The 24221-nt window shown below is 55.5% G+C and carries 24 protein-coding genes; 9 read left to right on the top strand and 15 right to left on the bottom strand.

What is annotated here, in order from left to right; genetic code table 11:
• Positions 1–33: 33 nt before the first annotated feature.
• The 4 genes from KORM41_RS03950 to KORM41_RS03935 all read right to left on the bottom strand — a co-directional run bounded on the left by KORM41_RS03950 (position 34) and on the right by KORM41_RS03935 (position 1795).
• Entirely contained in the window at positions 34–531 is a 498-nt protein-coding gene (locus tag KORM41_RS03950; protein ID WP_068144859.1) for an Hpt domain-containing protein, read from the bottom strand.
• Positions 524–1075 carry a response regulator gene (locus tag KORM41_RS03945; protein WP_068144856.1) on the bottom strand — a complete coding sequence of 184 codons (552 nt, stop codon included), beginning with the start codon at positions 1073–1075 and terminating at the stop codon, positions 524–526. Before KORM41_RS03945 ends, KORM41_RS03950 begins: the two co-directional genes overlap by 8 nt.
• A gap of 108 nt (positions 1076–1183) precedes the next feature.
• Positions 1184–1528, bottom strand: a complete 345-nt coding sequence (locus KORM41_RS03940; protein ID WP_068144853.1) for an Hpt domain-containing protein — start codon at positions 1526–1528, stop codon at positions 1184–1186.
• Positions 1529–1795, bottom strand: a complete 267-nt coding sequence (locus KORM41_RS03935; RefSeq protein ID WP_068144850.1) for a hypothetical protein — start codon at positions 1793–1795, stop codon at positions 1529–1531.
• Positions 1796–1971: 176 nt separating this feature from the next.
• Here KORM41_RS03935 and KORM41_RS03930 point away from each other — a divergent pair, with 176 nt between their 5' ends.
• The 4 genes from KORM41_RS03930 to KORM41_RS03915 are packed head-to-tail and all read left to right on the top strand — an operon-like array spanning position 1972 to position 7798.
• Positions 1972–4761: a coiled-coil domain-containing protein gene (locus tag KORM41_RS03930; RefSeq protein WP_156431885.1), complete on the top strand. Its 2790-nt coding sequence runs from the start codon at positions 1972–1974 to the stop codon at positions 4759–4761.
• Positions 4762–4797: 36 nt separating this feature from the next.
• Positions 4798–5865: a TRAP transporter substrate-binding protein gene (locus KORM41_RS03925; RefSeq protein ID WP_068144845.1), complete on the top strand. Its 1068-nt coding sequence runs from the start codon at positions 4798–4800 to the stop codon at positions 5863–5865.
• 5 nt (positions 5866–5870) lie between these two features.
• On the top strand, positions 5871–6434 hold the full coding sequence (locus tag KORM41_RS03920) for a TRAP transporter small permease subunit (protein WP_068144842.1): 564 nt from the start codon (positions 5871–5873) through the stop codon (positions 6432–6434).
• The gene (locus tag KORM41_RS03915) at positions 6434–7798 is read left to right on the top strand and encodes a TRAP transporter large permease (RefSeq protein WP_068144840.1); all 1365 of its coding nucleotides are present in this window, start codon (positions 6434–6436) and stop codon (positions 7796–7798) included. The genes KORM41_RS03920 and KORM41_RS03915 overlap by 1 nt, the downstream gene beginning before the upstream one ends.
• Positions 7799–7857: 59 nt before the next feature.
• On the opposite strand, the gene KORM41_RS03910 is transcribed toward KORM41_RS03915, so the two are convergent.
• On the bottom strand, positions 7858–8994 hold the full coding sequence (locus KORM41_RS03910; RefSeq protein ID WP_068144837.1) for a DUF2336 domain-containing protein: 1137 nt from the start codon (positions 8992–8994) through the stop codon (positions 7858–7860).
• A 253-nt stretch (positions 8995–9247) separates the two neighbouring features.
• Here KORM41_RS03910 and KORM41_RS03905 point away from each other — a divergent pair, with 253 nt between their 5' ends.
• From KORM41_RS03905 to KORM41_RS03895, 3 genes are all read left to right on the top strand, one after another.
• On the top strand, positions 9248–10858 hold the full coding sequence (locus KORM41_RS03905) for an alanine/glycine:cation symporter family protein (protein ID WP_068144834.1): 1611 nt from the start codon (positions 9248–9250) through the stop codon (positions 10856–10858).
• Between the two features lie 82 nt (positions 10859–10940).
• The gene (locus KORM41_RS03900) at positions 10941–11369 is read left to right on the top strand and encodes a c-type cytochrome (protein WP_068144833.1); all 429 of its coding nucleotides are present in this window, start codon (positions 10941–10943) and stop codon (positions 11367–11369) included.
• A 44-nt stretch (positions 11370–11413) separates the two neighbouring features.
• Entirely contained in the window at positions 11414–12061 is a 648-nt protein-coding gene (locus tag KORM41_RS03895; RefSeq protein ID WP_068144830.1) for an MlaC/ttg2D family ABC transporter substrate-binding protein, read from the top strand.
• Positions 12062–12066: 5 nt separating this feature from the next.
• On the opposite strand, the gene KORM41_RS03890 is transcribed toward KORM41_RS03895, so the two are convergent.
• The gene (locus tag KORM41_RS03890; protein WP_068144827.1) at positions 12067–12609 is read right to left on the bottom strand and encodes a glycine cleavage system protein R; all 543 of its coding nucleotides are present in this window, start codon (positions 12607–12609) and stop codon (positions 12067–12069) included.
• Between the two features lie 154 nt (positions 12610–12763).
• Between KORM41_RS03890 and KORM41_RS03885 the strand changes: the two genes are divergently transcribed.
• The gene (locus tag KORM41_RS03885) at positions 12764–12985 is read left to right on the top strand and encodes a DUF4170 domain-containing protein (protein ID WP_068144825.1); all 222 of its coding nucleotides are present in this window, start codon (positions 12764–12766) and stop codon (positions 12983–12985) included.
• Positions 12986–13090: 105 nt separating this feature from the next.
• On the opposite strand, the gene KORM41_RS03880 is transcribed toward KORM41_RS03885, so the two are convergent.
• On the bottom strand, positions 13091–13279 hold the full coding sequence (locus KORM41_RS03880) for a hypothetical protein (protein WP_068144821.1): 189 nt from the start codon (positions 13277–13279) through the stop codon (positions 13091–13093).
• A gap of 178 nt (positions 13280–13457) precedes the next feature.
• The gene (locus KORM41_RS03875; RefSeq protein WP_068144818.1) at positions 13458–15290 is read right to left on the bottom strand and encodes a DUF885 domain-containing protein; all 1833 of its coding nucleotides are present in this window, start codon (positions 15288–15290) and stop codon (positions 13458–13460) included.
• Positions 15291–15473: 183 nt separating this feature from the next.
• Between KORM41_RS03875 and hspQ the strand changes: the two genes are divergently transcribed.
• Complete coding sequence (hspQ, locus tag KORM41_RS03870; RefSeq protein ID WP_068144815.1) at positions 15474–15818, top strand: heat shock protein HspQ; 345 nt, start codon at positions 15474–15476, stop codon at positions 15816–15818.
• A gap of 71 nt (positions 15819–15889) precedes the next feature.
• On the opposite strand, the gene KORM41_RS21490 is transcribed toward hspQ, so the two are convergent.
• From KORM41_RS21490 to KORM41_RS03840, 7 genes are all read right to left on the bottom strand, one after another.
• Entirely contained in the window at positions 15890–16003 is a 114-nt protein-coding gene (locus tag KORM41_RS21490; protein WP_082719730.1) for an aa3-type cytochrome c oxidase subunit IV, read from the bottom strand.
• A gap of 104 nt (positions 16004–16107) precedes the next feature.
• The gene (locus tag KORM41_RS03865) at positions 16108–17094 is read right to left on the bottom strand and encodes a threonine ammonia-lyase (protein ID WP_068144812.1); all 987 of its coding nucleotides are present in this window, start codon (positions 17092–17094) and stop codon (positions 16108–16110) included.
• Positions 17091–17336 carry a hypothetical protein gene (locus KORM41_RS03860; protein ID WP_068144809.1) on the bottom strand — a complete coding sequence of 82 codons (246 nt, stop codon included), beginning with the start codon at positions 17334–17336 and terminating at the stop codon, positions 17091–17093. Before KORM41_RS03860 ends, KORM41_RS03865 begins: the two co-directional genes overlap by 4 nt.
• A gap of 41 nt (positions 17337–17377) precedes the next feature.
• Positions 17378–18706, bottom strand: coding sequence for an aminotransferase class III-fold pyridoxal phosphate-dependent enzyme (locus KORM41_RS03855; RefSeq protein WP_068145159.1), 1329 nt, complete (start codon positions 18704–18706; stop codon positions 17378–17380).
• Between the two features lie 84 nt (positions 18707–18790).
• Positions 18791–21130, bottom strand: a complete 2340-nt coding sequence (locus tag KORM41_RS03850; RefSeq protein ID WP_068144806.1) for a TonB-dependent receptor — start codon at positions 21128–21130, stop codon at positions 18791–18793.
• Positions 21131–21265: 135 nt separating this feature from the next.
• Positions 21266–22900, bottom strand: coding sequence for a tetratricopeptide repeat-containing sulfotransferase family protein (locus KORM41_RS03845; RefSeq protein WP_068144803.1), 1635 nt, complete (start codon positions 22898–22900; stop codon positions 21266–21268).
• Between the two features lie 4 nt (positions 22901–22904).
• Entirely contained in the window at positions 22905–24218 is a 1314-nt protein-coding gene (locus KORM41_RS03840; protein WP_068144800.1) for an NAD(P)/FAD-dependent oxidoreductase, read from the bottom strand.
• Positions 24219–24221: the final 3 nt, after the last annotated feature.

Here is a 24221-nt window from a genome sequence, read left to right as displayed (position 1 = left end):
ACCGGTCCCTTTTTTAATGCCTGGCCGAAAGGCCTATTTGTCATATTTGGCGATTGCCTGGTTAAGGCCATCAATCAGCTTCTCGCCGATCTCACCACCGCTTCCGCTGACGCGCCCACGGATCACAGCCCGCATGGCGTCCAGGTGCGCCTTGATCAACTCCACCTGGTTATCCGTAATCTCATCCCTGGAATAGGAAAACCCATACAGGGAATCTGCGATGGTCGTAATCAGTGGATAGCCAAAGGTGCCGCCCTGCCCCTTCATATCGTGTGCGATATGGTTGATGGCTTCCAGGCTTTCCCGGCGTTTTTCCGGGCTGTCCACACAGCGTCCGTGCTGTTCCTGCAGCTTCACAATCAGGCCGGACACCCAGTCGGGATAATCCTCTGCCATCTTCTCAAGCGCGGCCTCAGCAGCTTCAAGCGCTTCGGCGGAAATAGAAACCTTGCCCGGCGCGAGGCCCGCTGTCTTTTCCTTCAGCCGGTTCTTGAACCGGTAAAAGCGTACGATGACCTTCTTTTTATCCACGGATAATCTCCACGCCTTCGCTCTTGTCGGTCAGGACACGGCGTTCAGGGCCCTCAAATTCCAGCTTCTGGCGGCGCCGATCCGGGCCAAAGAAGTCTTTTGTGTGCACGAACTGGCGTGGCCGTTCGATAATCGAAATCAGCTTGTCGCCAATGTTCTTGATGGTGAAGGGTTTGGCCAGCATGTCCGTAACGCCCATTTCCCGCGCCTGCAGGACGCGTTCAGGCTCGGAATAGCTGGTGATCATCACGAAAGGCACGAAACGGTCCGGGCTATCCTTATGGCGTCGCACCCAGCGCAGGAACATCATGCCGTCAATCGGGTGCATGTCCCAGTTGGAAATAACAATATCAATCTGCTGTACCCCTACCTTCATGGGCTCGTTCTTTACACGCTGAAGGAAATGGATCGCGTCACCGCCGTGCTCTACGGCGAACACATTGCCGACGCCAAGAACTTTCAGGGAATTTACCAGCAAGGAGCGGATGAACGGGCTATCTTCCGCCAACAATACATTTACCCGGTCAAAATCATAATCGCTCATACATGTGCCTTATTTGTCCTGCCTATTACAGGTTGCTAAACTTTTTTACCGCTAGTTTTGGCGCCCGGTCAATCTTTCGGTCAATCTTTTCGCTTACAGATCACAAGTTTATCCGGAATTGATAGCTGCTGCCAATTCCCCCAATCGTTCTCTCAGAACTCCCAGAATCTTTGGCCGCCGAGGGTCATCCGCGGCTGGTTCTCCCATCATCTCCGCGCGCTCTGCGGCTCGCGCCATACGCCAGGCGCCGATACCCCGCGCAGCTCCCTTAAGCTTATGGGCTGACGAACGCCAGCCCTCCCCTTCCGCAGCTTCCAGCGTGTCCAGATATAGCGGTGCATTTTCCAGAAATATTTTCAAAACGTCGCGGGCGAGATATTCGTCGCCACCAGTGTACCCAACCAAGTGCTTTCGGTCGAGCACGACAGATTCGTCCCAGTCTGACTCGGCCATCTAGCGCTTTTCCTTGCCAAGAACAGCGCGCCCGGCGCTCGTCAGCTTGCACACAAGCCAGTCTGGCTTGATCGGGTTGCGGTACCACGGCTCGCACCAGCCCTTTGAGAGGCAAGACCTAATGGTCTTGTCCTTGATCCGTTGGCCGTCCTGATCGAAAAGGGGCAGCTTGCCGCCCGGCTCGGAAAGTCCGCGTTCAAGGTATCTGCGCTGAGCGCTGCTTGGCTTCGCCTTGGTAGCAGACTGATGTTCCATTAGATCGCTCATAAATCCCCTTCCCCGTCATGAAAACGATCACGAACCGTCATATTGCCATAATCTTCGTTAAAATTCTGCTTTTCCGTCAAGGAACAAGCTGGCACGTGTTGACGTTCTGGTGTTATTCATGAACTGTAACAATAGAGTAAGTTATTTCAATGGGTGGCGGTAACGCCGGGGGCGGCATGTCGAAAGCGGAAATGGATTTCCCTGAAACAACGGATCAGGAACCTGAGGGTGGCACTGGTGAAACGCCTGTCGCCGACAGCGAAAAAGCAAAGAAAGCCATTCGGTCGCGCAACACCCGCCGTCTGATGCCTTTCATGCTGGCCAGCGTTTCCTCGCTGGGCTGGCTCGGGGCCGGGGCTTATTATCTTTCCAATGCGGGTACAAACCTTGCCGCGATGGCGCCCGAAGGTGCGGCGGCCATTATTGGTGGCCTCACGACCCCTGTGGCCATTTTCTGGCTGATTGCGCTTGCCTTCCAGCGCACAGACCCGCTTCTAGAGCGCCGTCTGGCCATGGCGCAAAGCCTTCACAAGGCCGTGGCGCCTGTCGAGCTGGCAGAACAGCGCCTGGGACAGCTGAACAAAGCGCTCAAGAAAGAACTGACCAACATTGAGGCCGTGGCCGATCTGGCCTCCGACCGCATCGACAACCTGGAAAAACGCTTCCAGGAACAGATCAGCAATCTCTTTTCCGCAACAGCTGACACAGAAGCCCGCACCAGCAGTATTCGGGAGATTCTGGAACGCGAACGCAGCAGCATGTCTGAGCTAACAACGGAAATTGAAGGCCGCTTCAATAACCTTGAAGCGATAGTCAAGGCCATGGCAGCAGACCTTTCCGGCGCTGGGGAAAATGCCGCAGGCACCGCCATCTCCGCCAAGGAGAAGATTGATGAAAGCCTGACAGCTCTTCACGGCGCGACGGATAACATGGAAGCCCGGCTCGACAGTGCCAGCAGTCATATCTCCAAGAAGGCCAGCGAAGTGCAGGAATTGACGGTAGATGTGGAGCTCAGGCTGCAGTCGGTCACCGACAATGTTCTCTCCGGCATGGACCGCTTCCGCCACGATGTGGAAGGCCTTGAAGGCCGGTCAGCTGAACTGTCTGAGCACATGAAAACACAGGCTAATGTTCTTAATGAACTGGCACAGTTGGCAGCAGCCGAATCTGCCAAGATTGAAGAGGCGCTCCGGTCGCACGTGGGCGAAGTGCGCACAGCCGCCACCGATGCCCTCGCCCACACCGAAGAAGTATCCACAATCGTTTCCGAACGCGCCCAGACCATGTCCGAGAAGATGACCGAGGCCGTCAGCCAGGCCAAGGCGATGCTGGATGAGGCCGGCAAATCACTTGAAGAACACTGCGAGGCCGCCCTTTCAACCAGCAAGTCGGTGAACGAGAAAACGCTCGCAACCACCGAGGAAACAGGCAAGGCCGTGCTTGAGCATGCCCGGCAGGTAGACCGCGTGTTGGATGACGGGCTTGAGCGCGCGCGCCGGGCACTGGATGAAACGATGGCCTCCATCACCAGCCATAGCGACACCGCAGCCGCCCAGGCCGAAGAAGTGGCATCACGGACACTGCAACATATCCGCCAGCTGCGCGCTGGTGTTGAAGAACAGCTTGAGGAGCTTGCCAAAGCTGGCGAAGCTGCAGGCACCCAACTTGGGGCCTCTGCTGACCAGATCGGCGCCAAAGCGGATGAGCTGACCGAAAAAGCTGGCGCCACCAGCCAGGAACTTGCGGGCGTACAGGATCAAATGAGCGCCCAGAGCCAGCAGATTGCAGAAGTGCTGAACGATACCCGCATGAAGCTGGCACGCTTGGAAGAGGATCTTTCGGCGCAGCGGGATGCGCTGAACAGTGCCTCGAACGATGCTGCCGAACGTGTGATTGAAGCAGCAGAACGGTTTGCAGCCCAGGGCAAGGAGCTTCAGGAAGCCGCAGAACGGGTTGGTGAAGACCTTGAAGGCAAGTCAGGCAACCTGGTGTCGATGGTTGAACATATGCGCGAAACGGGCAGCCAGACGGCTGAGAGCCTGTCGGCAGCATCAGACACGCTCAAGGAGCGTAACACAGACCTGCGGGCCGAACTGAAGGAATCAAGCGAAGCGCTTGGCACAGCCGCAGAGGCCTTCTCGGGCGAGCGGGCGCGCATCAAGGACGAAACCGAAGGTGTGGTGAAAAACCTCAACGAAGCCACGGATACCATGAGCAAAGAGGTAGATCGCTTCGCCATGAGCTCCATGGAAGCAGCGGCGCGGCTTGATGCCGCAAGCCAGTCACTGATGGACCAGACGGAACGGGCACAGACGGAAATGAAATCGTCCGTGGACGAAACGCGCACCGAACTGGCTGCCAGCATGGATGAAATCTCAAACAAGGCTGCCGAACGTATTACCTACCTGCGCGAAGAGATGCAGGCCACCCTCGCCCGCGTGCTGGAGGAATATCAGGACACTGCCGAACAGGCAGAAAAGGAAAGCGCGCTGCTTGCCATGCGCATCGGCACAGAGGCCGACAAGATCGCCAAACAGGCCAACCAGTTCATGGACCATACGGCAGAGATCGAAAAACGCATCGCCAGCGCAACCAAAAACGACTTCGCCCGCACATCCACGCTGCTGATGGAAAGCCTTCAGTCGACATCAATCGATATCAACAAGGCCATTTCCACCGACCTGCCGGACGATGTCTGGGAGGCCTATCTGGCCGGTGACCGGTCTGTCTTCATGCGACGCTCGCTCAAGATTGCGGACCGCAGCACACGCAAGACCATCGCCGACAAATTCAAGACAGACCCTGAGTTCCGAGAGGCCGTGACGCGATACTGTCGCGATTTCGAAGGCATGATGGAACGCGCCATGCTCGGGGACCGCGGCAGTGCCATGTCTGTCACGCTGATTTCATCTGATATGGGCAAGCTCTATATCCTCTTGGGCCAAGCGCTCAAGAAATTCAGCTAAACCCTTATAATTAAAGCGAGTACGGGAGGGGAGCCTATGCGCGCGCACATCATTGCGGCACTTGCCAGCTGCAGCCTTTTGGCAGGTTGTAGTACTGAAGAAGCCAAGGAAACAACCGCCGCTGAGCCACTTGAGAAAATCGAATGGCGGATGACCAGCACCTACCCAAGCACCCTTATTCAGCTTGGCACCATGGGCAAAAGGCTGGAACGGGAGCTGCATGAGATATCGGGCGGCAACATTACGCTCAAATTCTATGAGCCCGGTGTTATTGCTCCTCCCTTCGAGACCTTCGATGCCATCAGTTATGGCGCCATTGAAGCTGGCTGGTCCACCCCCGGCTACTGGGCAGGCAAGGACAGCGCCCTGCAGCTGTTCTCAAGCGTTCCCTTCGGCCCCTCGGCCCCGGAATATCTGGCCTGGATCGATTATGGCGGCGGACGTGAGCTGTTTGAAGAGGTCTATCACAAGCATAACATCCACAGCATCCTGTGCGGCATGACGCCGCCAGAAGCGTCCGGCTGGTTCAAGAAAGAGATCACCAGCATGGAGGATTTCAAGGGCCTCAAGATTCGCTTCTTTGGCCTTGGCGCCAAAGTGCTGGAAGAGATAGGCGCTTCCCCGCAACTGATCGCAGGCGGCGAGATTTACCAAGCGCTGGAACTGGGCACCATCGACGCCACTGAGTATGCCATGCCGGCCGTTGACTACCGCATGGGCTTTTACCAGGTGGCCAAGCATTACTATTTCCCCGGCTGGCACCAGCAATCCACCTTCTTTGAGCTGATGATCAACCTGGATGCATGGAACAGCCTCTCGCCGCTGCATCAGCGGCAAATCGAAGCCACTTGTTCCTCGAACATCCGCTACGGCATTTCGGAAGGCGAAGCCCTGCAGGCGGACGCCATGACCGCGCTGGAAGCGGAAGGTGTGCAGATCCACACCTGGCCGCCGGAAATCCTGGCTGAACTTGAAAACGCCTGGAACAAGGTGGCTGCCAACATGGCGCAAGAAGACCCTGAGTTCGCTCGTGTGTGGGAAAGCCTTCAATCCTTCCGCAAAAAATACAAAGCCTGGTCCGACCGCGGCTACCTGAAGGATTGAGGTTTATGGAACGCCTTTTATCCTTCTCTGCAAAGCTGGAGCGCGTCAGCAGTGCCATAGGCCGATTGTCGGCCTGGGCCATCATCGCGCTCATTCTCGTGATCATGTCTGATGTGGTCCTCAGGCGCTGGTTCGTCATCGGCTCGACGAAACTGCAGGAACTTGAATGGCACCTTCATGGTTTCCTGTTCCTGATGAGCCTTGGCTGGGCCTATACGAGAAACGCGCATGTGCGGATTGAGCTCGTCAGCGAACGGCTGCAGGCTCGCACGCGCGCATGGATCGAACTTTTCGGCTGCCTTCTGTTCCTTTTGCCCTATGTAGGTGCCGTGCTTTGGTTCGGGTATGACTATGTCAGCTACAGCTGGGCCTATAATGAAGCCTCGGCATCCCCCACCGGCCTGCCCGACCGCTGGATCATCAAGTCCGCGATTGTTGTGGGCTTCGGCGTTCTCGGCATCGCTGCCTTGGCACGACTTGCGCAGGCAATTGTCTTTCTGTTCGGTCGCGCAGATCAGTCCGAACGAACGCCTTTCTCCCATGTTGAACCACATTTGGGAGACAGCTGATGGATATGCTGATCGAATTCCTACCGTTCCTGATGTTCCTGGTGCTGACGCCGCTCCTGTTCTCCGGCTACCCTGTGGCATTCGTTCTGGGTGGCGTCGGCCTTGCTTTCTGGCTTCTGGCCGTGGCCCTGGGGCTTGAAAATGAAAACAGCTTCTTCCTGATCATCGGCCGCATCTTTGGCGGCGTGGTGAACAAGCAGGTTCTGGTGGCGATCCCCATGTTCATCTTCATGGGAACGATGCTGGAGAAAAGCGGTGTGGCCCGGTCCCTGCTTTACACGCTGCAACTGATGACCCATCGCATTCCTGGCGGGCTGGCGCTATCCGTTACGCTTCTGGGCGTGATCCTTGCGGCGACCACGGGCATTATTGGTGCAAGTGTGGTGATGATGACCCTTCTGGCGCTACCGGTAATGATCGAGCGCGGCTACGACAAATCACTCGCGTCAGGCACAATCGCAGCTTCCGGCACGCTGGGCATCCTGCTGCCGCCATCCATCATGCTTGTGGTGATGGCGGACCTTTTGTCCACATCTGCGGGTGGCCTGTTTATGGCGGCAATCGGCCCGAGCCTCCTGCTCGCCCTCCTTTACATGGGCTATATCCTGATCCGCACCAGCCTGAACCCCGCGCTGGCACCGCCGCTAGGTGCAGAAGCAGCTAAGGGCCAGCTTACATTTGGGCTTGTCGCCAGAAGCTTCGTGCCGCCGATCCTGCTGATCATCGCGGTGCTAGGCTCCATCTTCGGCGGCTTTGCAACACCAACAGAAGCTAGCGGCGTCGGGGCTGCGGGCGCCCTGTTGCTGGCTGCCTTCAACCGCAAGCTCACGCTGGGCACGCTCAGGGACGTAGTTGAGCAGTCGGCCCTCACTTCAACTATGCTGTTTGGCCTGTTTGTCGGCGCGACAGCCTTTTCATTCGTTTTCGCGCTTCTGGGTGGCCACGACCTGATCCTGCACCTGATGGAAGCCTCGGGCGCTGGCCCATGGCTCATCCTTGGCATATTGATGCTGGCGGTGTTCGTCCTTGGTTTCTTCTTCGACTGGATCGAGATCACGCTCATCATCCTGCCGGTTTTCGCACCTGTGATCAGCCAGCTAGATTTCGGCAGCCATTTGGCCGACCCAACCCAGGTATTGCCCTGGTTCGCGGTGCTGATGGCGGTAAACCTGCAGACCAGCTTCCTGACGCCGCCCTTCGGCTTTGCGCTTTTCTACATGAAAGGCGCTGCACCGGCGTCCGTAAAGCTGACAGATATTTATCGCGGCATTGTACCCTTCGTCCTGCTGCAGCTTCTGGGCCTCGTGATGCTGTTGATCTGGCCGGAAATAGCGCTCTGGCTACCGTCAGAGCTTGGGAAATAGCAACGAAAAAGGGACGCCTCCTAGCGTCCCTTAGGTCTGTATCCAGAGTGCAAAACGAATCACTTTGAATCAGATTCTATCGATTCGGAATCATCTACCCGTTGAAGCTTGCCGATCAGATAATCCAGGTTTTCGGTATCCACATCATTCTCAACGGCCGTCAGAACCCTTTCGATCATCAGTTGGCGATACATCTCTCTGTTATCGCCGCCCGTTTCCAGCATCTCGTCTGCAACTTCAAGGGCCGCGCGTGCCATGGGCAGGAACTGGGGCGGCATCTTGGCCACCTCGAACAAACGCTTCAGCCCCAGCTCGCCTTTGTCATGAACAAGCTGATAGGCGTTGCTCACGGGGATGCCAACCTTCTTGGCCAGCGCGACCTCAAAGAAAGTCGTGTCGCCCATGCAGAGCGCCCGCAGCATCAATGTGGGTGTCAGGCGGCCATGTTCCGCCAGCTGATCCACAAGTTCCTGAACAGTCGCTGATTTCTGACCGCCTTCAAGCAGCGATACAGTTGCCTTCTCTCTGCTTTCCAGCAAAAGGTCCGCCGCCATGCCGGGCGAAACCTCATGGTGGGTCATGATATGGTCGCGAATCTTTTCGGAAACCATGGCAACAAGCCGTTCTGCCACGCCAATGGGCAGCTCACCGCGCAGCGCCATCGGCGTCTTGACCGCGTCGCTATCGGCATATTTCTCAAGCACCTTGTCGTAGGTCTTTTCTGCGATCTGGGCAGTTTCATTGCTCACCAGGGTCGCGACGACCTCTTCGTTGCCGGTGTCCGCCAGTGCGTCTGCCACATCTTCCGACACGTCCTTGCGGCCAGCCACAGCTTTCTGGACTGATGCACCCTTCGTGCGGACGATCTCAATCAGGTCCTGATCCGTCAGAACACTGGAAAATTCAACGACAGGCAGCGCGACCTCATCAACGTCCTTCGCAAGCGACGTCGCAACATCATGCGGCACATCGGGGTTTTCCTTAAGGCTTTCAGCCAAAGCGTGCCGAACCCGGACCGACGCATCCTTCAGCATGACGCGGAAAATGTCCTCCGCGATCTTGCGTTCCCCTTCCGTAAGCTGAGCGTCACCAAAAGTTGTCGCGACCTTGGCGGCGGCTGCAGCCCGGTTCTCAACATTTGGATCCTGCAGCAGTTTCGCGACATCGGCGCTGGAAAGCTTGGTACTGTCTGACAAGGCCTTATCCCCACACAAGTAATTTCATATGCACGCTACGGTAAACAAGTTAAGCGCCCGTTAAAAGGCTGTCTCCTGTCAAATCACCCAAAACCACGGTCCTCCCCTATTTTTGACCATAGTTTCCTTGAGCCCATGCCGTTTAGCGGCTAGCATGCGCAGCAATTTTAACCGGACGACCATACCGTCCCAAGAATATTTTGTCTGGGCAAGAAAATAATAACACGCCCGTCAACAGGGGAAGCTTTGAGTTATGTACAAACGATTACTGGGAGCCCTGGCTGCAGTATTCGCCGTTAGCGGCACAGTCTATGCGGCGGCTGAAAAATCATCCTTTCAACAGTTTCTGGATGATTTCTCCATGATGGTAAACGATGCCATATCGCCTTTCACAACGAAATTTTCTGAAGTCATTTTCTATCCAATTCCCATGGATTGGCTAGCGGAAGGCGCTCCTGGGTTGCCTGTCATTGTACTTTGGCTTTTTTCTTTTGCGCTGTTCTTCACCATCTATATGGGGTTCATCAACCTACGTGGATTCACGCAGGCCATTCGTATCGTAAAAGGTACTTATGACAATCCTGACGACCCGGGCGAAGTGACCCACTTCCAGGCCCTGACAGCCGCCCTTTCGGCAACGGTAGGCCTTGGAAATATTGCGGGTGTCGCAATCGCTATCTCTGTTGGTGGTCCTGGTGCCACTTTCTGGATGATCCTGGTGGGTCTTTTCGGCATGACCAGCAAATTCTGTGAGGTCGCGCTGGGCCACAAGTACCGAGATATTGACGAGCACGGCGTGGTGTCTGGCGGCCCGATGAAATATCTATCCAAGGGCCTCGCAGGCCTTGGTATGCCCAAGTTTGGTAAAGGACTGTCTGTCCTATTTGCCATGATCTGTATCCTTGGCGCCTTCGGCGCGGGCAATATGTTCCAGGCAAACCAGGCAACTTTCCAGCTGGCGGCCATCGCTGCTGAACTGACTGGCGGCGCCGACAGTTTCTTTGCCGGCAAAGCCTGGATCTTCGGCATCATCTATGCGGGTTTGCTCTCCTTCGTAATCGTGGGCGGCATTCGCGGCATCACACATGTGACAGAGTTTCTGGTGCCAATCATGGCCGCGATTTACGTCATCGCAGCCCTGGCCATCATAGGCGCGCACATCACAGAAGTTCCTGCAGCATTCGGACTGATCCTCAAAGGGGCCTTTACAGGTGAAGGCGTTGTCGGTGGCATCCTTGGGGTGCTTATCATGGGCCTGCGCCGTGCGACCTTCTCGAACGAAGCTGGCCTCGGCACAGCCTCAATCGCTCACGCCGCAGCCAAAACCAACGAACCCGTTGCTGAAGGCCTTGTTGCCCTGATCGAGCCATTCATCGATACGGTCGTAATCTGCACCATGACGGCGCTGGTGATAATCCTCACAGGTGCTTATCTGGAAGCAGGCGAGTTTGACGGTATCGGCCTGACATCCATGGCGTTCGACAGCTTCTTTGATGGCTTCCGCTATGTACTGACATTGGCGGTGCCGATGTTCGCCTTCTCTACGACCATCACATACTATTATTATGGCGAGCGGGCGCTGGATTACCTGACCAAAGGTGGTCACAGGCAAGCAACCAACATCTACAAGATGTGCTACCTGCTTGCCATCATCGTGGGGTCTGCGATGCAGCTGACCGCTGTGATGGACTTTGCCGATGCAGCACTGCTGGCGCTCGGGTTCCCGAACCTGATCGGTGTGTTCCTGCTGCGTAAGGAAGTGAAGGCCCTGCTGAACGATTACTGGGGCCGCCTGAAGGCAGGCAAAATCAAACCTTATGTTCCAGGCGCAGACAAGGGCGGCAAACTGCCACAGGAGACTTGATCTCCGTTCATGTGCTATTAAGTAAGGAACTGAAATATGTGGCGGGGGGTTCCCCGCCACAACGCTATTTGGAGCTTGTGTAATGAATAAGACTTTTGCCACCCTTGCGCTGGTTGCTGCGCTCACCTCCTTCACCGGCCCTGCGACGCTTGCCGATGACGACCCGACGTCGACTGCGATTTCGGCTGGTGGCGACGCGACCAAAGGCAAACGGCTCTTCAACCGCTGCAAAGCCTGCCATAACCTGACGGCCTCCGAACGGTCCAAACTGGGCCCCAACCTGGATAATCTGTTCGGTCGCCAGGCAGGTTCTTCCGAAGGCTTTACGCGCTACTCGAAAGCGCTTTCCGAAGCAGGGTTCGTCTGGACTGAAGAAAAACTGGATGCGTGGCTGACAAGCCCGAAAACATTCTTGCCCGGTAACAAAATGACATTTGCCGGCCTGAGGAAAGAACAGGACCGCAAAGACCTTATGGCCTATCTGCGGGACGCGACAACAGGCGCAGAATAAGATATATCGGACCATCTGCGGCCGACATGTGAGGACAAATTATAATGAAACGCCTACTTGCAACATTATCCCTGCTACTGGTGATTGTTGCCCCGACATATGCACAGGATGATCGGGCTGTTGACGATGCCCGAGGGGCCATCGACTTCATCCAGCGAATTTCTGACGAAACCATTGCTGTGTGGAGTGATGCAAAAATGACGGAAGTGGAGCGCTACAACGCTTTCCGCGCCATTTTCGAGGAAGCAACCGATATTGAACTTCTCGCCCGCGGCATGCTTGGGCGCCACTACCGTACTGCAAGCAGCGCACAGCGTGATGCTTACATGACGGCCATGGGTGACTATATCATTTCAGAATTCGACAAACGCATGGCCCAGATCGGCTTCAAGACACTGGTTGTCACAGGTACCAAAGCCGCTTCCGGCAAACATGGCCACCTGTTCGTGCGCACTGAAGTAGAGCGTGAAGAAGGAGAACCAATCCTGGCCGATTGGCGCGTCCGCAAGAAAGATGGCCGTTTCCAGATCGTGAACCTGGAATTTGAAGGCATCAACCTGATGATTACTAACCGCGATGTGTTTGCGTCCAAGGTAAAGGATGAAGGCATGGACGGATTGATCGATTGGCTGAAAGCCCAGAACACGGCTCCCGAGGCAACTTCGGGCGGCCAGAGCGCAAGCTCCGAGTAAGAAACCTAGCTTACCGCCTCGAGGCTGCACTCGAGGCGGAGGCTCCCTGCAGTGTTATACAGCGCTGCCTCAAGTGCCCCTTCCCTGCCCTTTGGTACATTCACAGCAAAGCGTGTGCGATAGTCATACGACCCATCGTCAAGTGGCACGCGGCGGCTGCTCATCCGGACAATATTTGCGTCATAGTCTACCAGCACTTCACTGATACGTGCCACAAGGCCAGGACGATCCCCGCCCTTGATTTCGACAAGATGCGTGATCTCGCCACTGTCGCTGCGCTCAAGGTCATAGCCAAAGGCTGAAACGGTGATTCTGGCACCCGCGAGCAATTCAAGGGCTGCTAGACCCTTCTCCAGCTCGCCTTGGTCGGCCTCTGCATCAAAGGTGGCAACGCATGAAAATTCAAAGGCTTCCCCTAAAACAGCGAACGAGCTGTCTGCCAAATTTGCCCCAATTTCAAAGAGATAGCCCGTTACTTCAGACACAAGCCCAGTTTGATCACGACCGATGATTGAAATGAGGAAGGAAGTCGGGTTTTGAGCCGTCACGGTGGTACTCCTAGAAAAAGGTGGTGTTTTGCTGCGAGTTTGCTAAATAAACGCCGCGCGCACAATCAATGTTTTCACATTGCTGACTGCAGAAAAATTTTGCAACGAGTACGGCAGGATCGTTGCCCGAGCAAACGCAACAGGATGGTAACTTATGGCTGAACAACAACTTCTCCACCTTGTCTTCGGCGGACAGGTGACCGACCCTCAAAAACTCGAGTTTGCGGACCTCAATAAGGTCGACATCGTGGGTATTTACCCAAGTTACACGGAAGCAGAAGCCGCATGGCGCAGTGTCAGCCAGGCCAATGTTGACGATGCGATGACCAAATATGTGGTCGTGCACCTGCACAAGCTGTTGCAGCCCGAAGAGTAAACTCCGGGCTTATATCAGCAGATTTTCTGTAAATCTTGGGCCCTGCATGAAAGTGGGGCCCTTGAAGGTTGAAGGCATTGGGATCGCCTGTGGCGATCAACCGGCCTAAAGCGCGGCTGCCGCGCCGTCGAAATAGGCGCGAACGCCTGCTTCAATCACATCGCCCTGGCGGTCATAGACCCCCAAACGGCCGATCATTTTGTCGTACGCTTCCTGGCGGGACGTGGGATGCATCCGCTTCAGTTCATGTGCGACCAGCCTGTGAAGGCCTTCATTATTGATGGTATTATTCATTCTATCTTCCATTCATTCACTCGCTTTCAATTCTTTCTATTGTGCTCTCCTGTATATCGCAGCTTGAAGGCAGTTTTTTGACAGCCGCCTTACAGCTCCGTGACGTGACACTTATAGAAACGGCGGCACCACAGACGTGGCACCGCCGCAAGAGATAGTCCCTATATGGGGACTAATTTCAGGATTTCAATGACTTAATCCAGGCGTCCACATTCTCCTCAAGGATCGAAAGTGGAACCGCACCATTTTCAAGCACCACCTGGTGGAAGCCAGCAAAGCTGAACTTGTCGCCCAGCTCATCCATGGCCTTCTGGCGGAGCTCCATGATTTTGAGCTTGCCAACCATATAGGCAGTCGCCTGCCCCGGCATCACGATATAGCGCTCGATTGCCGCTACGGCGTCGCCCCGTGGGTTTGGCGTGTTCTCAACAAGATAATCAATCGCCTGTTCACGGGTCCATTTCTTTGAGTGAATACCTGTGTCCACAACCAGACGGCAGGCACGCCATAGTTCCATTGCCAAACGACCAAAGTCAGAATATGGATCTTCGTAGAAGCCCATGTCCTTGCCCAGTTCCTCAGTATAGAGGCCCCAGCCTTCGGAGAAAGCCGTGAAACGCGCAACACGCTGGAACAGCGGCACGCCTTCAAGTTCCTGACTGATGGTGATCTGGAAATGGTGTCCTGGAATGCCCTCGTGGTAGGCAAGCGCTTCAAGCTGGTAGATCGGCATGAAGCTCATGTCTCGCAGGTTGGCATAGAAGATACCCGGGCGGGAACCATCCGGCGCGCCGCGATTATAGAAAGCCTTGCCGGCAGATTCCTCGCGGAACTTTTCAACCGCCCGCACTTCCATCGGGCCTCTTGGTGTCAGGCTGAAATACTCAGGCACCTTGGCGCGCATGCCGTCGATAATATCGCGGGCCTGCTGCAGATACTGCGCCTTGCCTTCTTCTGTGTTCGGATAGAAGAACTGCTCGTCAGTACGCGTGAATTCAAAGAATTCCTGCAGCGTACCTTCAAAGCCAACCTTGTCCATGATCTCGCGCATGGCCGTATGGATCCGCTCCACATTCTCAAGACCCACATTGTGAATCTCGTCGGCGGTCATGTCGGTGGTTGTCATATTCTTCAGTGCCTGCGCGTAGAAGGCATCGCCGTCAGGGAACTTCCAGGCACCATCATCGGTCGTGGCTGTTTCCTGAAGCTTTTTGAGCTCCATGACCAGCGCCTCATAGCCAGGCTTCACACCCGCCAACAGGGCGGCTGATGCTTCATCAACCAGTGCGGCCTGCTCGGCTTCTGAAATCTCAAGGTCTGCCACCTTCTTGCGGAAATCGGCCAGCAGCACGCTGTCTTCGCCGCTGTCATCAAAAGGCGTTCCTTTGAGCAGGTTTTCAGACGCTTCAATCACATAAGGATAAACAAACTGCGGCGCCTGAATGCCCATGCCTGCCCGTTTTTCAAGTGATGTAACAAGCTGGCTCATCAGCGTGTTCACACCATTGAGGCGCGCGATGTAGGCCTTGGCGTCATCCACATTTGTGATGCGGTGCACAGTCATCAGGTGGCTTGGGATGCCTGTCTGCCAACCGAACATCTGGTTGACGGGGTAGCCATAGTCACGCCAGCGGTCGTTTTCGATCGAACGCTCGGCCGTGATCTCGAAAATCCGGTAGCTGAGCTGGTTTTTCTCGTTCAGGCTGTCGAAATTGAAGGTCCTCAGCGTGGCCAGTTGATCCTTGATCAGTTGCAGCTGTTCGTCTTCAGCCGCGTCGGTCAGTTCCGGCCATTTATCGTTGTTGCTGCGATCGCCCAGACGTTCAGCCATCAGTGGGTTGAGCGCCAGACGAGCCTTCATGGCTTCGTCAAAGAAAGCTGTGATCTGCGCATTGACGTCCTGGACCTGTTCAGTGGCCTGACCTTCCTGCGCGGTTTTAGTGTCATTCGCGGGTTCGCAGGCCGTCAGCGCCAGCAGAAGTGCGAAAGATGAAACGGTATTACGAAGCATGATACCTCCCTATTGTTATGTTCACGCTGCCCCAATAAAAAACGTAAATTTCTTAGGGCTTGGTAAGCTTTTGCCAACTTCTGTGCGCTAGAGTGACCCCCGCGTGCGATAAATTGCAAGCTTTGTTGACAAAGATGCTTGAGATGCCTATCTGACGCTTCAGTAAAGGAGTCGTAAGCTAAAATGCAGCATGATCCAAAAGTAACGAAAAACCCTCTGTTTACGATCGGCCAGGTGGTTCGGCACCGCTATTTCCCGTTCCGTGGCGTGGTTTTCGATGTGGATGCAGAATTTTCCAATTCCGAGGAATGGTGGGAATCCATTCCAGCGGAGATCCGCCCGGCCAAGGAACAGCCCTTCTATCACCTGTTCGCGGAAAATGAGGATTCGAGCTATGAGGCATATGTCTCGCAGCAGAACCTGGTCGCAGACGATTCAGATGAGCCTGTCAATCACCCGGATGTTGGCGAGCTGTTCGGCCACCTTGAAAAGGGGCAGTATGAGCTGAAGGCTATTCCTCGCCACTAAGGAGGCCATCAAGGCCAGGCATAAAAAAAAGCGGCCATCTGGCCGCTTTTTTATTGGGTATGGCTCACGCCTTAGGCAACGAAGGCCGCCAGAAAGATCATCAGCACAACGACAGCAGCAGTACCCCGTACCATTGCTTTCATGAAACCATCGAAGGTGCGTTCCTGTTCGTTGATATCCATCATTGTATCTCGCTCCAATTGACTGGCACTGTCCCGGTGCCCTTAACAAACCATCTCGACCGCTCTATAGCGCAACCAGCGCCCGAGGCCAAGCCCTATCCGCGACCTTATGTCACGCTTCTTTCAAGACACGCCTGAAGCTGAGCTGGTTCGATATTACCACCACTAATCACCACCACCGTGGTCTTGTCTTTGGCCTCAAACTTGCCAGACAGAAGTGCCCCAAGCGACGCAACGCCGCCCGGCTCGCCCACCAGCTTCATGCGAATGGCTGCATAGGCCACAGCGTCCAGCGCCTCATCGTCCGACACGGTAATTCCCTTCAGCCCGAGGTCTTTCATGATCGGGAACGTCAAGTCGCCCGCACTTGGCGTCAACAAGGCGTCGCACACGGACCGCGCACCAAAATCCACCTGTTCGATCGTGCCGCTTTCAAGCGACCGTGTGACGTCATCGAAGGCTTCGGGTTCAACCACATAACCGTTCAGTTCAGGAAAATGCTTATAGAGCGCCATATAGGCCCCTGAGCACAAACCACCACCACCGCAGTTGATGACCGCCTGGTCCGGCGTCACGCCCATGGCCTCAAGGTCCTGGGCAATTTCCAGCCCCACAGTGCCCTGGCCGGCCATGATGAAAGGGTCGTTATAGGGGGGCACAACGGTCGCGCCGCTGTCGCCCACCACACGCCCGGCAACCGCTTCCCGGTCTTCGTTATAGCGGTCATAAAGCACTACTTCAGCGCCAAAGCCGCGCGTGTTGGCAAGCTTCAGCTCGGGTGCATCCTTAGGCATGACAATCGTTGCTTTAATGCCCAGCAGCTCTGCCGCGTGCGCTATCCCTTGCGCGTGGTTCCCACTTGAAAAAGCCACAACACCACAGGCTTTTTCTGCATCCGTCAGGCGTGAGAGGCGATTGTAGGCACCACGAAACTTGAAGGCCCCTACGCGCTGGAGGTTCTCCGGCTTGATGAACACTCTGCCGCCTACACGGTCGTTGAGCGCAGGGCTCTCTATCAGGGGCGTTCGCACCGCCACACCAGCTATCTGGTTGGCAGCACTTAGAATATCGTCATAGCTGATCGCATATGTCATTCAGGTGTCTCCTCGCTTTTCTTTTTTTGCCTTTTCTTGTGGTTGGCCTTGCGCGTTTGCCACCAACGCCCGAGTCTAACTTCCTGGTTCCGCCGAAACCGGCGAACCGCCGGGAAATCAACCGAAAGCACGAGGAAACCAAGCGGGATCATCCAGAAGCCAAGAACAGGCAAAAAGCCCAGCACGCCGCCGATAATAAGAAGAATGCCCACCACAATGCGTCCGATGCGCGTGGCGGGCATTACCCTTTTGACATGTTTTCTGACCATGAAATCTCGCGATACTAACCAACCTCGTTGATGGTTTTCCGCATGATTTCACCGATCTTGTCAATATCTGATTTGGATATATTGAGCGGCGGTGCGATCGCGATATGGTCGCCGCTCATCCGAACCTTCAGGCCATTTTCATAAGAACGCTGGAAAATCTCGCCAGCCCGCTTCATCGGCGTACCGTCCTTATGGGCGAATGTAATCGCGCTCATGAAGCCCAGGTTGCGGGCATCCGTGACCGTATCGGCAGAGGCAAGATCATGGACCATGTCCTCGAAATAGCCGCTGAGCGCACGGACGTTTTCATAGACGCCCTCTTCCTTAAAGGCCTTCTGCGTGGCAATAGCCGCCGCCACCGCAAGCGGGTGGGCAGAATAGGTATAGCCGTGGAACAGCTCCACACCGGCTTTGGTCTCGTCCATAAAGGTATCGTAGATTTCCTTTTGCACGGCCACTGCCCCCATCGGCACAGCGCCGTTGTTGATGGCCTTCGCTGTGGTCATCAGATCAGGCTCAATCCCGAAACGCTCGGATGCAGAAGCATAACCAAGACGCCCAAATGCAGTGATCACCTCATCAAAGATCAAGAGGATGCCGTGCTTCTTAGTGATCTCACGCAGCCGCTCAAGGTAACCCTTCGGTGGGATATAGACGCCACAGGAACCAGCAGCCGGCTCAACGATCACGGCCGCAATGGTGCTGGGGTCATGAAGGCCGATGATATTCTCAAGCTCGTCCGCCAGATGCATGCCGCCTTCAGGCTGGCCCCGGCTCATGGACATGGTATCCGGATTATATGGGAACGGCAGATGGTCCACGCCCGGCAACAGCGAGCCGAAGAATTTGCGGTTATTCACCATGCCGCCAACGGAAATGCCGCCGAAGCCCACACCGTGATAGCCGCCCACCCGGCCGATCAGCCGCGTGCGCTGGCCTTCACCACGCAAGCGGTGGTAGCCAATTGCGATCTTGAGCGCGGTATCCACCGATTCAGAGCCCGAGTTGGTGAAAAAGAAATGATCCAGGCTGCCCGGCATGGTGTCCCGAAGCATGTTGGCAAGTTCGAACGCACCCTTGTGCCCGAACGCGAAGGCCGTGGAATAATCCAGCACCCCGGCCTGTTCCCTGATGGCTTCCACTACCTTCGGGTGGTTGTGGCCAAGCGCACAGCACCAAAGGCCGGATGATCCGTCGATCACCTGGCGCCCGTCGCTGGTTTTATAATATAGCCCATCCGCGCTTTCCAGAATGCGCGGGTTGGCCTTGAAATCCTTGTTTGGCGTAAATGGCATCCAATAGGCGGCCAAGTCGTCATTCACTCGTTTACTTTGGTCATTCATGACACACCTCATCTGAAAGGAGAGGCCCGCAGGCCTCTCCAACAAAATGATACTCTTTTAATTACAACCAGTTAGGCGTCAGTCCTAGCTGCCGAAGCGATAGGTAAACCGGGCGCCGAACGTCCGCGGACGGCTGATACCGAAACCATGACCAGGGAAGAAATCCCCGCCTTCGGCGGTGCCGTCATAATACATGCGGTTAAAGATGTTCTCTACATAGGCCACAACTTGCCAGCCGCTGTTGCTTTCGTAGCCCACGCGAGCCGAGAAGTCAGACCAACCTTCTTGGGCATAGAGGTCGATGTTATCGAGACCGCCATAGGTCTTGGTCTGGGTCCGCCAGTCGATGGACGCGTTGATCTCACCATCGTCACCAATCGGCTGGTGGTAAGACAACAGGCCTGCGAAGGTGAACTTCGGCGTGCCCGGCAGCGTATTGCCGTCGACACCTTCAGCAACAACCGGATCAACATTGCTGATCTCATTATCGTTGTAGGACGTTGACAGGAACAGGTCGAAGTTCTCGCTCAGGATCGCCTGAACAGTACCCTCGATACCGGTCGCCTTCACTTTACCCACGTTGGTTACCCGCGTGCCCTTGTCGAAATAGTTCAACTGCAGGTCTTTGTAGCGATAGTGGTAAACGCTCATGTCCATGCGGATACGGCGGTCGAACATGTCGCCTTTCACGCCTACCTCATAGGACCAAACGGTTTCCGGATCGAACTGGTTCAGCGTCGCGTTTTCGGCCACCAGATCATCATTTACATCGTCATCGTCCGCTTCAACGGCGAAGCTGCCGAAACCGCCTGCCTTAAAGCCACGCGTGGCACTGGCATAGATCATCCAGTCGTCATTCGGGCGATAGCGCGCTACGAAGCGTGGGGTGAAATCATCCCAGGAATGCTTGCCAGTCACGAAGCCGTCAGTGGTAACACCGAATGCCCAGAACGGTCCGAGCTCACTTTCCACTGGCAGGATGTTGTTGCCAAATTCCTTGGTGTCCTTGCTGTAGCGCAGGCCCATACCTACTTCGAACTTGTCGCTAACAGCATAGGTCAGGTCAAGGTATGCGCCCCAACCTTCATAGCTGCCGGTAACATCGTTCGATTCCAGAAGGCCAACAGCGTTTGGCGTGAACTCGCCCCACTCATAGTAGGCAAACACTTCAGAACAGCTGTAGTAATAGTAAACAAGGCACATGACTTCTTCGTCAGCACGCTGATCGAAGTGCGCATCGATGTTTTCCTTATAGTAAGAAACACCGGCATACCAGCTCAGCGGGCCGTCACCATTCGATACGAGACGCAGCTCCTGCTCGAAATAGTCACCGCTCTGGATCTGGCCATAGTCGTTGAAGCCAATCGGCATGCCGTCGAAATCTTCGGCATACTCATAGTCGTGGTCCTTGTATCCCGTCATGGATGTCAGGGTGGCAAACTCAAGGTCCACGTTGATCTCCGCGCTCAGCGACAGGACTTCACCGCGGTCATAGTTGCCAAGCTTTTGGTCGGCCCCCACATCGCGTTTGTTGCCGCCCGGCAGCACATTCTCTTCACCCAGTACATTTTTCAGGTGCTGGACGATGGAGAAACCGTCATTCTCCGGCACGTCATCGCGGATAAGACGGTAGATGGAACCAGATTGGTCACGGTCCTCATATTCCGCCATGACAGTGGCATCCCAGCTCTCACCGCGCATAGCAGCCGTCGCCCGGAAGGCAGACTTGTCATGGGCTACAAGCTTGTCGTCATTTGGCCTGGCCGTGTTATCGACATAGCCGTTCTCTTCGCTGTGGTAAGCCGCGAGACGAAGGGCAAAATTGTCTGACATTGGCAGGTTAATAGCGCCTTCAGCTTCAAAGATGCCACGCTCGCCAAGCCCAACTTCTACATAACCGTCATTATCGTCGAAATTCGGCTTTTGCGTATGCAGGCTGACAGCGCCACTGATGGCGTTACGGCCGAACAGGAAGCCCTGCGGACCGCGCAACACTTCCGCGCGCTCCATATCGAACATGGAGGTTACAACCACACCGTTCCGACCTTGATAGAGACCGTTCTTGAAGAAGCCAACGGATGGATCGCCGCCAACGCCGAAGTCGTTCGTGGAGATACCGCGAATGTTGATATAGTCGATGAAGCTGTCTTTACTGTCGCCGGAAAAACCAGGCGCAAACTTCACCAGATCCTTCACATCATCCAAATTCACACGCTTTGTGAAGTTGGCATCAAAGGCCGTGATGGAAACAGGTACATCCTGCGTGGACTGGGCACGTTTTTGCGCCGTTACCACAATCTCCTCAAGCGACAATGTATTGCTATCGGAATCCTGTGCAAATGCGGCACCGCTGGCAAGCAGGATTGCGCCAAGTGACGCACCTGTGGCCAAGGCCCGATTGCGGGTTCGATGGACAGTTTTCATTTTCTGCTCCTCCCCTAAGGAATTGCCCGACGGGGGTCGGGGTGTGTTAAGCAACATGTTCCGTCTCCAAACCTGTTGCTCTCATGTTTAACCTAAGGTGCGCTTGCGGCCCCATTGCCGCGCTGCCACCCAGTTTCAAATGGGCTCCACTTCAAGCCCGGCGTTCTTGAGCTCATTCATCATTGGGCTCAGATTCTTTTCAAATTTCCTCCACCGGCCAACAGACCGGGTATGGGCCTTTTCGCGCACCTGCGCGGCACTTGCGGTCGTCACCGCAGCATCCTGTTCGTGGAAATCCACACAGGCGTCTTGCCAATCAAGGCCCAGAAAATCGATGATGCGGCGAGCGTTCGGCTCCAGGTCCTGCACCACGTCCTCATAGCGCACATCCAGGATGCGCTCACCAAGCAGGTCGCGCCAGCGGTCCATCAGCCTGCGGTATCGCACATGGTGGCGCGCCATCTCTGCCTGGTCATAGGAATGATAGTAGGCCTCGGCAAACAGCTGCTTGTAGCTTGCAAAACAGCTGTCCATCGGGTCGCGCACAATATGAATGATTTTTGCGTTCGGTAGTGCCGCGGCAATCAGCGGCAAATACATATAGTTGACAGGCATCTTGTCGATGAACCGCTTGGTATCTGGCTGCACAGATTTGGTCGTCTCCAGATACAGCTCTCCAAGGGCCTTTGCGTCCAGCTTCGGTGTTTCCCTGATGATGTCGGCCGTCATCGGCTTGGGCGAGCTCATCTCAAGCTGGCGCTTGATCCCCATGGCAAACTGTTGCAGCTCACCCGCTGAATCTACATCGCTGTGCGCTGTGATGATCCGCTCCACAAGCGTGGTTCCGGTCCGTGGCTGGCCAACAATGAAAATTGGGGCATCAGTTGACGCCCCCTCACCCACACTGCTGAGCCATTCTTCATCAAGGGTCTGCTCCAGGGCTTCAAAAAGCTCAATCTCAGCCTGTTCATCGTATGGAACAGACGCGCGGCGCGCCCGGGCTCCTGCATCGTAAGCCGCGAACGCTTCGTCCCAGGCTTCCAGGTCTTCATATTCCTTGCCGATGGCATAGTTCAGGAACGCGTGGCTCGGGTGTCCGGTAGGCAGGCGATCTGCTATTTCTTTCATGGTCCTGGCGTGGCTGTCGTCAGCCGCCTTGTCCAGACGCGCCAGCATCCAGTGCGCCATACCATCATCAGGCTTTTCTGCCAGCACTTTACCAAGAGATTCTGCCGCTTCCTCAAGCCGCCCAAGGAATGTCAGGGCTTTCGCGCGGCTCAACTCAAAGAAGGCGGAACCGGCACCCGCCAGTGCCTTGTCGAACCACTCCAGCGCCGTTTTCTGATCGCCAAGAATACTGTGAACATTGCCGATGACGTCCAACACCAGTGGGTCCTTGGGGGCGTTCTCTTCAGCGTGGCGGACAGCCTTTTCCGCCATGGTAAACTGGCCCATCTTTGCACAGCAGCGCGCAAACTGGGCCCAACCAGCGGCGTGTTTGTCATTCAGCGAAACAACATTCTTGAAGGCCCGGCGCGCGGTTATCCAGTCACCGCTTTCAATCCCAACAAGTCCAACCAGGAAATGGGCTTCTAAAAGCTTGGGATGGTATTTCAGAACCAGATTGCAGCAACCACCGGCTTCCTTGAAATCCCGGCGCATCAACGCCTGATACCCCCGGCGCAGGAATTTAGCCACATCCGCCTGCCCCATCTCGCGAGGGGCAGCGCCTGTTGGTTTCATTCCAATGGTGCCGGTGTTTGAAGCCATGACTTTATCCCAATGCGTCCTTCATGCGGTAATAGGCCATACCAATAGCCTGCAGGGGCTGGGCAAACATTTGCCCCCCAGGGAATGGAGGATGCTTGATTTTTTCCATGATATCAAAGCGTTCGAACTGTCCTGCAATCGCCTCGGCGATCAATTTTGCCGACATGTGCGTTGCTGCCACACCATGGCCGGAATAGGCCTGGGCAAAATAAACATTCGGATTCAACCTGCCAACCTGCGGGATACGGTTCAGGCCGATGCCCATATAACCGCCCCAGCTATAGTCGACCTTCACGTCTTCCAGCTGCGGGAACACCTTCAGCATATTGGGCTTCACGGCTGCAACGATGTCACGCGGGTGGCGCCCCGAATATGTCGCAAGGCCACCAAACAGCAGTCGCTTGTCGGCCGAAAGGCGGAAATAATCCAGCGCCCAGCGCTGGTCGCACACAGCGTAATCTGATGGCAAAATGCTTGCCACCTGTTCATCGCTGAGCGGCTCCGTTGCGACAATATAGCTGCCGGCCGGCAGCACGCGTGACGCCAGCTTTGGCACCAAACGACCCAGGTAGGCATTGCCGCCCAGCACCACGATATCAGCGGTGATGCGGCAAGTACCCATGTCAATGATGGTGTGGCCTTCCTGAAAGTCCATATTGGCGACACGCGCGTCCTCAAAAACCTTTACGCCGAGCTTTTCGGCAGCCCGAGCTTCACCACGCACTAGATTAAGCGGGTGGCAATGCCCCCATCCCATGTTGGTGACACCGCCGATATAGCGGTCAGAGCCTACGATGTTCTTTACTTCGTCGGCACCGATCACCTTTTGCTCCGGCTCATAACCAAAGCCGACCAGCGTATCCATGGCCTCCTTCAGTTCGTCCATTTCGCGCTCTTTCATCGCAGCGTCGAAATAGCCCCACTTCAGGTCGCAGTCGATATCGTATTTGGCAACCCAATCCTTGATGATGTCGACACATTCAACACCCATTTCCCAGGCTGCGCGCGCGTTATCCTTGCCAAAAACCTTCTCGATCTTGGACAGGTTAGACAGCTCCGGCCCATAGCCGCCGATAACCTGGCCACCATTGCGGCCAGAGGCGCCCCAGCCAATGCGGTTCTGTTCCACGAGCGCAACCTCGAAGCCCCGCTCGGCAAGGTGGAGCGCTGCGGCAACGCCAGTGAAACCGCCCCCGACAACACACACATTAACCTTCATATTGCCTTCTAGGCGGCTAAAAGGCTCAAGGTCATTGCAGGTCGCCGTATAATAAGATGGCGGCAATTGGTCACTATGGATGGAATCGCGAATACGCATAAG

The sequence above is a fragment of the Kordiimonas lipolytica genome (assembly GCF_001550065.1).
The sequence above is the reverse complement of the archived record's forward strand: the minus strand, read 5'-3'. Positions and strand labels throughout refer to the sequence as shown.

What these genes read in the sequence shown, in the direction of transcription:
- KORM41_RS03945 (WP_068144856.1), bottom strand. Translation starts at nt 1,075, where the DNA reads ATGAGCGATTATGATTTTGACCGGGTAAATGTATTGTTGGCGGAAGAT.
- KORM41_RS03940 (WP_068144853.1), bottom strand. Translation starts at nt 1,528, where the DNA reads ATGGCCGAGTCAGACTGGGACGAATCTGTCGTGCTCGACCGAAAGCAC.
- KORM41_RS03935 (WP_068144850.1), bottom strand. Translation starts at nt 1,795, where the DNA reads ATGAGCGATCTAATGGAACATCAGTCTGCTACCAAGGCGAAGCCAAGC.
- KORM41_RS03930 (WP_156431885.1), top strand. Translation starts at nt 1,972, where the DNA reads ATGTCGAAAGCGGAAATGGATTTCCCTGAAACAACGGATCAGGAACCT.
- KORM41_RS03925 (WP_068144845.1), top strand. Translation starts at nt 4,798, where the DNA reads ATGCGCGCGCACATCATTGCGGCACTTGCCAGCTGCAGCCTTTTGGCA.
- KORM41_RS03920 (WP_068144842.1), top strand. Translation starts at nt 5,871, where the DNA reads ATGGAACGCCTTTTATCCTTCTCTGCAAAGCTGGAGCGCGTCAGCAGT.
- KORM41_RS03915 (WP_068144840.1), top strand. Translation starts at nt 6,434, where the DNA reads ATGGATATGCTGATCGAATTCCTACCGTTCCTGATGTTCCTGGTGCTG.
- KORM41_RS03905 (WP_068144834.1), top strand. Translation starts at nt 9,248, where the DNA reads ATGTACAAACGATTACTGGGAGCCCTGGCTGCAGTATTCGCCGTTAGC.
- KORM41_RS03900 (WP_068144833.1), top strand. Translation starts at nt 10,941, where the DNA reads ATGAATAAGACTTTTGCCACCCTTGCGCTGGTTGCTGCGCTCACCTCC.
- KORM41_RS03895 (WP_068144830.1), top strand. Translation starts at nt 11,414, where the DNA reads ATGAAACGCCTACTTGCAACATTATCCCTGCTACTGGTGATTGTTGCC.
- KORM41_RS03885 (WP_068144825.1), top strand. Translation starts at nt 12,764, where the DNA reads ATGGCTGAACAACAACTTCTCCACCTTGTCTTCGGCGGACAGGTGACC.
- KORM41_RS03880 (WP_068144821.1), bottom strand. Translation starts at nt 13,279, where the DNA reads ATGAATAATACCATCAATAATGAAGGCCTTCACAGGCTGGTCGCACAT.
- KORM41_RS03875 (WP_068144818.1), bottom strand. Translation starts at nt 15,290, where the DNA reads ATGCTTCGTAATACCGTTTCATCTTTCGCACTTCTGCTGGCGCTGACG.
- hspQ (WP_068144815.1), top strand. Translation starts at nt 15,474, where the DNA reads ATGCAGCATGATCCAAAAGTAACGAAAAACCCTCTGTTTACGATCGGC.
- KORM41_RS21490 (WP_082719730.1), bottom strand. Translation starts at nt 16,003, where the DNA reads ATGATGGATATCAACGAACAGGAACGCACCTTCGATGGTTTCATGAAA.
- KORM41_RS03865 (WP_068144812.1), bottom strand. Translation starts at nt 17,094, where the DNA reads ATGACATATGCGATCAGCTATGACGATATTCTAAGTGCTGCCAACCAG.
- KORM41_RS03860 (WP_068144809.1), bottom strand. Translation starts at nt 17,336, where the DNA reads ATGCCCGCCACGCGCATCGGACGCATTGTGGTGGGCATTCTTCTTATT.
- KORM41_RS03855 (WP_068145159.1), bottom strand. Translation starts at nt 18,706, where the DNA reads ATGAATGACCAAAGTAAACGAGTGAATGACGACTTGGCCGCCTATTGG.
- KORM41_RS03850 (WP_068144806.1), bottom strand. Translation starts at nt 21,130, where the DNA reads ATGAAAACTGTCCATCGAACCCGCAATCGGGCCTTGGCCACAGGTGCG.
- KORM41_RS03845 (WP_068144803.1), bottom strand. Translation starts at nt 22,900, where the DNA reads ATGGCTTCAAACACCGGCACCATTGGAATGAAACCAACAGGCGCTGCC.
- KORM41_RS03840 (WP_068144800.1), bottom strand. Translation starts at nt 24,218, where the DNA reads ATGCGTATTCGCGATTCCATCCATAGTGACCAATTGCCGCCATCTTAT.